This is a genomic window from Acetobacter sp. DsW_059 (assembly GCF_002153695.1).
GTDB classification, from domain to species: domain Bacteria; phylum Pseudomonadota; class Alphaproteobacteria; order Acetobacterales; family Acetobacteraceae; genus Acetobacter; species Acetobacter thailandicus.
In genome coordinates, this window is record NZ_JOPI01000036.1 from 46,466 (window position 1) to 54,071 (window position 7,606).

The following is a 7,606-nucleotide window of genomic DNA, read 5'->3' on the forward strand; positions in this document are numbered from 1 at the left end:
CGTCCCGCACACACTTCCGCCAGAAAAATAAAATACTTCCATGCAGTCCTGCAAAAATTATAAAAGAAAATAACTATTCAAATAATAACATCCCACACTATAAAATAAAATTTAATCCCGTAATTCGTTATAAAAAATTTTACTTATAAATAATATTCTCATCAAGTAGTTCGTCTGGCAGAACATCAGCACGCGGACCTTCTGTCCAGACAAGGACACAGGTCACCGGCCGGTCAGGGTAAAGCCCCTGCAACAAAAGCCGGTAAGCTGCCATCTGCCGCAGATACAACACAGGCACCGCTGAAACAGAACGTGGAACATGCCGGCCACTTTTAAAATCACACAGCAAAACACGGTCAGGCAAGACACACATCCGGTCCACCTGCCCTACAATCACCTGACCACCGGCCACACCGGCAAGCCTCTGCTCAACACGGGCCTGCCCGGAAAATAAAGGGGCAAGCTCCGGCATAGACAGCACCTCTATCACCTGACGAGCAAGCGTATCGGCCTCATCCGGCTGCCCGCCGGCTGCAACAGGACGCTTCAGCCATTTCATCGCCAGAGCCATCCACTGCTCCTGCGGATGCTCAGGCAGATACTGCAGTAAAGAATGTACTAATCGCCCACGGGCAAAAGCAGCCTCACGCGCCTGTGCGGGAGTAATACCAGTGATATCCAGAGGCGAGGTTGTCGCTGGCAACGGCCCCAGCATGACATCATCAGGACGGCTGGGTGCTAATGGTCGTGACAAAGCTGATTCTGCCTCAGGCAAAACTGGCTTCCAGTCAGGGGCACTGCCCATCCAGCCAGGCAAAACCGGAGCCTCAGCTTTGTGCGGCAGAGAGGGGGGAACGGAAACGACAGCTGAAGAATCTTCCTGACCCTTTGCTCTGTTCTCTTCTATCACAAGCATTTCACCGCCCTGGTCGCCTGTTTCACAGGGGAGAGAAATGGCTCCGGCAGCTTCAAACCCCTGGCGACACCGCTCATACCAGCTTTCAGCAGGGACGGAATGTGCAGGCATCCAGCCACAGACAATCAGCCTCTCAGCCGCACGGGTCAGTGCCACATATAAAAGGCGGTTATATTCCTCAATGGCCTTAGCCTGAGCACGGGCGCGCAATGACCGAGTCACAGTTGTAGAGAGAGCACTACGCGGCACATAAAGCGGCACATCGACACCTGTCTGCTTGTCTTTGCTCCACAAAACCCGCTCTTCATAACGTGGCTTACTCACAGTATCAGGCAAAATCACCAGGCGCGCCTGTAACCCTTTCGCACCATGTGCCGTCATTACCCTGACGGACTGACTACCGGCCTCAGCAATGCGCTTAACACTCTCCTGCGAATTCTGAATCCAGAACACAAAGCCCTGTAAGGACGGCGGGTGCATCTCCTGATAACGCAGGGCCGCAGAGAGCAGCTCGTCAATCGCTTCAGCCGCTTCAGGCCCCAGGCGTGCAAGCAGACGCGCCCGCCCTCCGCCACGACCGAGCGCTTCAGACAGCAGCTCATGCGGTGTCAGATAATCAACCCGGTGAAAAAGGCTGTCGAGTAACGCCCATGCCCGTGACCAGTCTGGTCTTTGCGCATGGCGCTCACGCAGGGCAGACCATAAAGGCTCCCCCGGTTTACGCCCGGTAGCCAGAGCCATCAGGCTGTCATCTGACACACCGCCAAGAGGAGATGTCAGCACACATGCCAGCGTCAGATCATCCTGCGGCAAAAGCAGCGCCGAACACAGCGCAACAAGGTCCTGCACCGCCAGCTGATCAGCCAGTCCTGTACTCACCAGGGTCATGACCGGAATGTTCTGAATTTTCAGTGCGCGGATCAGTGCTGTCACAAAAGGCGAACGGCGCGGGACAAGAATAAGAATATCCCCTGGTGTCAGAGGTTCTTCACCTGGCGCGGGGGGAGATGCCAGCTCATGAGCAATATGACGAGCCAGGGTATCAGCCAGCTTCTGCCGGGCGTTCTGGCGTGTCGTATTTCTGTCCACCTTATCCCAGGGGGTGGTGACCTCATCCTCATCTTCACGCACGGATTCAGTCAGCGGCCATAACTCCACACGCCCAGGCTGCCCCACCCGGGCGCTCAGATGCTGCATGGGAGGCGCACCCTCATCAACCACGCCACGAGCAGCCTCTGGCACAGAAAAAACAGCGTCAACCAGCTTTAATACCGGCAAGGTTGAACGAAAAGAAACCGTCAGTGCCGGGTCATACCAGGTTTGTCCTGCTCCTTCAGCCCGCTGCTGAAACCGCTCACGCCAGGTACGAAAAGATTCGGGGTCAGCCCCCTGAAACCCATAAATTGACTGTTTATAATCCCCCACGGCAAACACGGTACGCGGGCCAGCCTCCTCCTCACGCGCGCCCTGACCTGCAAAAAACTCCTCTGTCAGATCACCGGCTATACGCCATTGCTCAGCTGAGGTGTCCTGTACCTCATCAAGCAGAAGATGGTCGATACCACCATCAAGCTTATACATAACCCATGCGGCGCCGGGCTCACGCAGCAACTGCAATGTGTTATGAATCAGGTCTTCATATTCAACCAGTCCACGACGGGTTTTACGCTCGGTATAAAGGGCAGAAACCGGAGCGACCATCTGCACGAGAGCCGCCCCCAGCGACACCAGCTCACGGCCGAGCATAACATCATCAACAGCGAGGATACGCTCTGCCTCACGCAACAGATATTCAGCCTGCTGCGGATATTTTTCACTCAGCTTTTTCGTAATCAGCCCGGTACTACGCGGCTTATTTTGCCTGGTCAGAAAACCATTACGCCATACATCCCACTGCTCTGCCCTCTGCCTGGCAGAAAGTGAAAGCCAGTCAAGCAGCTGCACAGTATTACGTCTGACAGCCTCTGTACCCTCCTCAGACAAAACACCAAGAAAAGAGCGCAGGTTTTCTTCACCGGCAAAACCGGTGCAGGCTTTTTCCAGCTGATCGGTATCAGAACCCTGCACAGCCTCAGGCGGCAGCCGCAAAACCCGTGCAAAAACAGACCGGATACCGTCAGGATTTTTTGAGACCCACTGAAAAAGATTTTTGCTTTTTTCATCCCGGCGTAAAGACGCTGCCAGCCCGACAAAATCTGTTGCGCGCATAATTCCGGCCAGCGGGGCAAGCAGGGCGGTATTCTGTCCACTCAGCACAGTTTCCACACATCCGTTCAGCGCCAGGGCGGCATCAGTCTCCTCCAGGACGGTAAAATAAGGGTTCATCGCGGCTTCGAGCGGAAACGACCTGAGCAGCGACTGGCAAAACGCATGAATGGTGCCAATGCGCATTCCACCAGGCAGGTCAAGCACCTCAGCAAATAACGCACGGGCCTGCTGACGTGTCTGCTGTGTGCACGGCACAAAAAGAGCGGCAAGGTCTTTATTAAGAGCCTCGTCAGAATACGTGACCCACTGCCCGAGACGATGCTGCAGACGAATAGCCATTTCAGCCGCCGCAGCCCTGGTGAAAGTCAGGCACAAAATACGGGCAGGAGGGCTACCAGGTACGATCTCACCAGTCTCCAGCTCGCGCGGCAACATGAGACGCAACAGGCGGTCGATCAGTAGTTTTGTTTTACCACTCCCTGCAGAAGCAGACACAAAGACTGAAGCCGCCGGGTCAGAGGCCAGCCCCTGCTGGGCATTTGCCTGAGCGATAACCTCTGCGATACTATAAGAGCCACTCATTCTTCTTCATCCAGGCTGGCAACCCCCCATTCCGGCACTCTGGCCAGGCGGGCATAATCAGCAAAACGTGGTTCCTTACCCGGGTGCGGGTGCGAGAGATAAGGCTGTTCAGGGTCATCATAGGCAAAAACGCGCTCACGCAGTTTTTCCCATATCTGCTCAGCAACATCTGTCAGAGACTCATCTTTAGGGGCTGTAACCAGAACTTCTTTGCCTGGCTCGGCACCACCGGTCAGCTGCCAGTACACCAGCCCGCCTATTTCAGGAGAGGCCTTATCAGCTTCCAGTGCAAAACCAGAAAAACCACCGCGCAGCACCATTGCTGCCTCAAGGGGGAGCTGAGGGCTCCAGCCTGACAACACCTCATTTTTAGTTGGAAGTGTACCGGTTTTATAATCACTCACCAGCACCCGGCCCTGCGCATCAAGGTCAATACGGTCAGCACGCCCCACGAGCGAGAAAGCACCGGCCGGCGCATCAGGGATGACAACCTTACCACGCAGCTCTGTACTGATGCGCTGCGGGTTCCCCTCCGCTTCACGGCGAGCTTCCTCAGCCTGCACCACCCAGGAGGCAATACGCATCAGACGCGGCTCCCACCAGGCGCGCAACGCCGGGCGCAAAATATGCGCATACAACACATCACGAAAAATCGCCTTAAGCCCGGCTTCAGCGTTTACAGGCCAGGATACCCCATATTTTCTGAACCATTGCTCAAGAGCAGCATGCACAATGACACCATAATCTGAAGCATCGGCAGCCTCTTCAAGCTCAGGCAACACGTCCAGCTTCAGAACATGGCGGGCATAAATAGCATAAGGGTCACGGTTCCATGTCTCAATTTCTGTCACACTCAGACGACGCGGGCGCAATGCAACAGGTGGCTTTGGCTCGGGTGGACGCACAGGGCGAGCAGCACCTTCGGGCTGATCAAGTGCTTCGAGCCAGCGGGCCGCCGGGTGAAAAGGCAGGTGCATCTGACGCCCTGCCAGAAACGCATTCAGCCTGGTGAGCCAGCGAGCAGGAACAACCGGCACGCCTTCACGCCGCCGGGGACAGGATAAAATTACCTCTCCCCCCGCAGCAACACAGGAGAAAAAGTCATGTGCCGCCTGCCCGATTTCCTGCTCAGGTGAAGGCAGGCCAGCTTTTTGTCGCATCGGACGGCTCATCCACGGGCCGGCATCAGGCACAGGGGGCCAGACCCCTTCCACCAGGCTGCCCAGAATGACTGTATCAGCCGTTTGCAAACGCGCTTCAAACAAACCCCATATCAGCACACGCGGATGCAACGCTGCAGGGTCACCCCCGTAACGACTGGCAACACGCTCTTCGGCCAGCACGGCACACAACAGACCGTCAAGCACAGCCGGAGGCTGATGCGGCAAAATATCACTCGCCATAATCAGATCTGTGAGCTTACGCGCCAGAAGATTTCCTTCCTCTCCGCGCCACAAACGCTGGGGGGCCTCCTCCGTGTCCGTTGCGACCAGACGCTCCACTGTTTGCACCAGAGCTGTCAGCAGGTCAGGAACAGATGCCTTAAACCCGTAGGAAGGAGCAGGCGCAGGGCCATCAGACTGTGTTTCTTCCGCATTTTCGTCCGGCCAGGCCATAACAGGTTCAAGACAACGGGCCAGCCGATCCATAAATTTCAGCAGAGGTTCGGGACCAAAGGGACGGTCGGCATCATTACCGGCACTGATTTTGCCAGCTTTTTGCTCCTTACGCTCCCAGTCAGCAACGGAGACCTCAACAGCATGGCGCAAAGCTGCAAAACCGGGAGGAGGTGCGGGCCCGCGCAGCACAGAACGCTCGAGTAAACGGGCCGATGCGCGACACACCCCGGGCGGAAGACCGCAGGCAACCAGAGGGTGCTTGAGAAGTGTCAGAAGCGCCACGGGGGAATAGCGGCTCTCAACCAGGCGGGCAATGTGACGCAAAAGCACGCCGCCCGGTGTACCGATAAGAGACGCCCCGGCACTGTCATCCGCCAGAATACCCCATCTGCTCAGCTCCGTCACGACACGGGCAGCCAGAGCGCGGTCTGGCGTGATAAGGGCGGCACGTTTGCCGGGCTGAGCAACAACGTCACGCATAATCATGGCGACAGCGACTGCTTCCTCCTGCTGCCCGGCTGTTTCAAGACGAACAACCTGCTGTAAAGCTGATGGTCCAGGCTTAACCCAGTCCTCCAGAGCTGCGGCAGGTAACAGCGCACGGGCCAGAGTCTGCGTTCGTTCAGGATACCCTCCCTCACCCTGCCAGATCTGCACATCACTCCGCCTGACCTCCAGATCTTTCAGCAGACAACTCAGCCCGGCCTGCGGGTGGCTATCAGGTAAGGTCGCAAAAATTTCATCAGGCATATCTGTATCAAGGCCAGACACAACCACACGCCCCTGAGGGCTGGCGAGAATAGCCTGCAACGCCTCAGCTGTTGCGGGCATAATATTTGTAAAGCCCGCTGCCCATAAAGGCGTCTGCTCATCAGCCGCTGCTTTTTTTCGCCATAATGCCGCCTGTGCACGCAGCAAAGCAACCTGACGGGCAACCGGGTTCATAACCCCCTGCGCCTGCAACCATGCAGGCCAGGCAGCCGTAACAATATCGAGAAATTGCAGTATCTTCTGCCAGTGCTCGGCAAAACCCTCCTGCACGGCATCCGGCAGGCGCTCAGTCAGGTTAACATCAGCCCACTCAGCTTCATCCATCAGCTCGGCCAGGGCTTTTGCGAGCGGCCAGGCCTGATCAAGCAACGGGCGGGTGCCAAAAGCCTGATCAGCCTGCAAAATAAGACGTGTCAGAACCGTGAGGCGTGTCATGCCATCAACAGCCGGAGGAAGAAGAAGCCCCTCGCCGCCGCCAACACCGCCAGACAAACCAAGTTCTGCCTCATCAAGCGCACTAACTGGCAAAATACGTGGCAGCAACATCGGCTTGCCGTCCATATGACGCATAAAAGCTTCTGTCAGCCCACGGGCAGCACGACGACCGGGCAGCACGATAGTGCCCTCTCCCATTTTTTCAGGGTCCCACTGCGCAGTGTGCAACCAGCGTAATGCTACCTGATCAAGAAAGGGCAGATGCGCCGGAACCGTTGCCAGCCGCGCCTGACCTGACACATTCCCCTGCACCATGTTTCAGCCTCCTGCCCTGTGCCAGCCTGGAGAAAGACGCTCTTCCCACCCCTGCACAGACACCATTCGCGTACCGTCAGCCTGAACAGACAACGTCAGATGCAAGGCATTATCTGGCAGAAACTCTTCAAGCTTATCGGGCCACTCGACAAGAACAACACCCTCACGCGCATCATCCCAGCCGAGCTCTTCAAGCTCATCAGCGCTCCCCAGTCGCCAGAGATCAAAATGCGACACAACATAATCAGGGGCCTGATAGGCCTGAACAAGAGTGTAGGTAGGACTCGGCACCTCAAGCGCCTCATCACGGCAGGCAGCCCGCAAAAACGCTCTGGAGAACACACTTTTTCCGGCGCCGAGTGGACCAGACAGTAAAAGAGCGTCGCCTGGGCGTGCCTGAGCAGCCAGAATGCACGCCAGACGGCCGGTAGCATTTTCATCGCCAAGAGTAATAAGGCCAGTCTGAGCACTCATTCTGCAATCGCTTTCTCTGACAGTCTTCTGTTTTAAGGTCTGATATCTAAGAAGATATTGCAAGGCACACAGCAATTACACAATTTACTAAAATATAATATTAAAATGAGCATATTACCAATAACAAAGGTAAAATTATACCCCCTGCTAACTACGCACATACAATGTGAACCCACTGAATTATCTAAAGAAAAATGTACAATAGATATTGTTTTAATAAAATAATAATCATATTAAAATACCATTAAATATCAAATTAAAGTAAAATAATTAAATACTTAATAAT

The 7,606-nt window shown here is 55.3% G+C and carries 3 protein-coding genes; all 3 read right to left on the reverse strand.

Annotated elements, in window-relative coordinates:
• Positions 1 to 139: 139 nt before the first annotated feature.
• The 3 genes from addA to tsaE are packed head-to-tail and all read right to left on the reverse strand — an operon-like array spanning position 140 to position 7,320.
• Positions 140 to 3,706, reverse strand: coding sequence for a double-strand break repair helicase AddA (addA, locus tag HK25_RS08720; RefSeq protein WP_086635953.1), 3,567 nt, complete (start codon positions 3,704 to 3,706; stop codon positions 140 to 142).
• Positions 3,703 to 6,846, reverse strand: coding sequence for a double-strand break repair protein AddB (addB, locus tag HK25_RS08725; protein ID WP_086635954.1), 3,144 nt, complete (start codon positions 6,844 to 6,846; stop codon positions 3,703 to 3,705). The genes addA and addB overlap by 4 nt, the downstream gene beginning before the upstream one ends.
• A gap of 3 nt (positions 6,847 to 6,849) precedes the next feature.
• Positions 6,850 to 7,320: a tRNA (adenosine(37)-N6)-threonylcarbamoyltransferase complex ATPase subunit type 1 TsaE gene (gene tsaE, locus HK25_RS08730; RefSeq protein ID WP_086635955.1), complete on the reverse strand. Its 471-nt coding sequence runs from the start codon at positions 7,318 to 7,320 to the stop codon at positions 6,850 to 6,852.
• Positions 7,321 to 7,606: the final 286 nt, after the last annotated feature.

What these genes read in the sequence shown, in the direction of transcription:
- addB (WP_086635954.1), bottom strand. Translation starts at nt 6,846, where the DNA reads ATGGTGCAGGGGAATGTGTCAGGTCAGGCGCGGCTGGCAACGGTTCCG.
- tsaE (WP_086635955.1), bottom strand. Translation starts at nt 7,320, where the DNA reads ATGAGTGCTCAGACTGGCCTTATTACTCTTGGCGATGAAAATGCTACC.
- addA (WP_086635953.1), bottom strand. Translation starts at nt 3,706, where the DNA reads ATGAGTGGCTCTTATAGTATCGCAGAGGTTATCGCTCAGGCAAATGCC.